Source organism: Candidatus Phytoplasma bonamiae (assembly GCF_030586845.1).
Classification (GTDB): Bacteria; Bacillota_I; Bacilli_A; order Acholeplasmatales; family Acholeplasmataceae; genus Phytoplasma; species Phytoplasma bonamiae.
On sequence record NZ_JAOSIQ010000046.1, the window covers coordinates 1 to 2,725 of the forward strand.

At 18.8% G+C, this 2,725-nt stretch carries 2 protein-coding genes and 2 pseudogenes; 2 read left to right on the forward strand and 2 right to left on the reverse strand.

The window, feature by feature from the left end:
* The first annotated feature begins 16 nt into the window (after nucleotides 1–16).
* Nucleotides 17–544 (forward strand): hypothetical protein, encoded by a 528-nt coding sequence (locus tag OC701_RS02545; RefSeq protein WP_304514517.1) that lies wholly within the window; start codon nucleotides 17–19, stop codon nucleotides 542–544.
* A gap of 527 nt (nucleotides 545–1,071) precedes the next feature.
* Here the strand turns inward: OC701_RS02545 and OC701_RS02550 are convergent.
* A complete protein-coding gene (locus tag OC701_RS02550; protein ID WP_304514518.1) occupies nucleotides 1,072–1,335 on the reverse strand; it encodes a hypothetical protein in 264 nt (87 codons plus the stop codon).
* Between the two features lie 9 nt (nucleotides 1,336–1,344).
* Nucleotides 1,345–1,431: pseudogene (locus OC701_RS02680) on the reverse strand (hypothetical protein); the annotation flags it as partial.
* Between the two features lie 625 nt (nucleotides 1,432–2,056).
* Between OC701_RS02680 and OC701_RS02555 the strand changes: the two are divergent.
* Nucleotides 2,057–2,247 (forward strand): annotated as a pseudogene (locus tag OC701_RS02555) (sigma-70 family RNA polymerase sigma factor); the annotation flags it as partial.
* Between the last annotated feature and the right edge of the window lie 478 nt (nucleotides 2,248–2,725).

Sequence of the window (2,725 nt, forward strand, 5' to 3'; positions counted from 1 at the left end):
TTGATAAGCTTTAGCAATGCGTTCGTTAATAATTTGTAAAGATTCTGTATTTCGATATTTAATACGTTGTTTTAAAATTGCAATAGAAGGAGGAGCTAAAAAAATAAAAACACTTTTACTTTTGATATACCAATTAATTGAATTAAATAAACAATTAGATCAAGAATTAGAAGAACAACAAGAAATTTTAACAAAAATTAAAGATCCTAATTTACATGATTTTATAATGACAGAAGAGTTTAATCAAAAAATAATTTTTAATAGCAATAAAATTGATGATCTTACAAAAAAAATTTATATCTTAAGCGAAAATCAAATAATTGATGAAAAAATGAGTAAATTTATAAATCAACAGAATGAATTAGTTTTTAATTTGATTATTAATTCAAATGGAAATGTTGATTATCGAAATATTACTCAACTTACAACAATCAATAGACAAATTAATTTATTAACAAAAAAAAGAAACAGATTAAACCATTTTATATCGACGAATTTCCCTTTATTTAATAACGATAATAAAGCATCTACGAGCGGACTATAATTAAATTAGCTATTATTTTTTTAATTTTATCAGATATTTTTCTATTTCAAGCGATAACAAAATTTATTATTATTCATCGAAAATTTTTAACATATAATTTTTATCATAGGAAACCATAAAATAAAATATTAACAATATGATAAATAAATATTCAAAATTAAATTTTTCCTGATGTTTTTTTCATAAACTTTTTTTAAGAATATATAATCAACACAAAATTTTTGATATTTATATTTAAAATATAATCTTTTTAATTTTTTATAAATATTTTAACTAATTTAAATGTAAATTTTTATTTAAAAGAATTATAAACAAAAAAAATTTAAATCTAAAAATTCTGATATTTAAAAATTAAAACTTGAATTTTAAATTATTTAAAAAATAATTAATTTTTTATTATTAAAATAATTCAAAGTTGTTGCTTAATAGAGATTAAGTTTGTATTATGTTACTTTATTATTAGTCTCAATTAAAAAGTTATTGTTAAAATAAAAAAAACCATTATTATTAAAATGGTTTTTTAATGCTTATTCAATAATTTTAATTGATGGTTTCAAATTAAAAGTTACTTTTTTTGATTTTTTTGAAATATTTTTTTGAATTTCGGATATTTTTGCTTTTAATTTAATGTTATTTTTTTCTAATTCCAAAATTTCTTTTACATTTGGATTAACATTGCTTCTGAAATATTGAATTTTTTCTTCTAATTGTTTTTGTTGTGTTAAAATTTCAAATAATTCTTTTCTTATATTTATAGATGTTTGATGAGCGATAACATTTTGTTTTTCCATCGCCATCACCGAATAGTTATTAAAGATAAATAAAAATCCTAAATAAATAAATACAAGTAATTTAAATAAATATAATTTTTTTGCCAATTTAATCATTAACTTTAATTAAAAAATCCTTTTCTTTTTATTTTTATATTAGGACAAATAATTTTCCAAATTTTTTATATTTTTCATTAATCATTTTTTGATATAACATTTAAACCTTGAAAATATATTTTCTTATTTTTGCTAATAAGTATAGTTTTCTATACCTATCTAATCTATATTTTAATAAAATTTTAACCATTTGGGAAAAGTATAAAGTTTAAAATCATTTTTTTTGTGAAATTTCCAGTTTTATTGTTAGATCTATAAAAATTGGTTTTTTATTTATATTTTTTTATTATTAAAAATTTTTTTAATTATTTTATTTGACATTTAATAAATCGAAAAAAAGAAAAAAGTTAATAATTCATACTTATGTTTTACATCTAAGATTTTTTGTAATTGTTTAAATAATCTTCATCTTCTTATTAAATCAATCTATTTTTATTAATTTTTATTTAAAAAAGTTCGATATTTATTATTTTCTTTTTGGATACATTGAGGTGTTCCAAAACTTTAGACACTTTTTACTTTTTAAAATTCTATAAGACTAATTTAATAGTTAGTCTTTTTTTATTTCAAAGAATAAAAATAATTTCCTGTCTTTTCTAAAAATGTTTTTTTATAAAGGAATAAAATGTTAAGACAAAAATTATTTAAAGAATTTTTAAAAAATAAAAATATTTTAGTAATAAGAGATCAATTAATTAAACTTCATTTACCTTTAGTCAAAAAAAACTAGTTTATCAATTTAAATATTATCCGCGTTTTTTAACTCTAGCAGATTTAAAAAAAGAAGGGACTTTAGGGTTAATGAAAGCCTTGGATTGCTTAGTTTAGTTCTTTAAAAAGTTTGGATAAACTGTAATATGTTGCTTGGATTTTTTTGTTGAGTTTGTGATGGTTGATGTCAAAAAATTCAGGATGCAAAGAAGCAATTTGGTTTATAACGTAAAAAGGTTTTTATCGGTGTCGCGATGAATTAAAGAAATAAAATTTCTTAAATGCACAAAGATTTATTGATAATATATATTTTTCGTGTATGGATTAAATGATTCAAAAGTAGGACGAAGGATTTGAATTAACTGTTGAAATAATTTTTCTCGCATGTAAGTATGTTTTAAATTTTCTCAAAAATGAAAACCACTCCCACCTTTGGTAGTTAAGAAATTTAAATGTTCCATATAGTTCAGAAGCAAAAGATTTTTTATATGAAGTAATTAATGAAGCTTTAGATAGAATTGAATATAATTATTCTTTTTTAAAAACTAATCGTACTTTAGAAAATTTAATGAAAGCTGCTGTT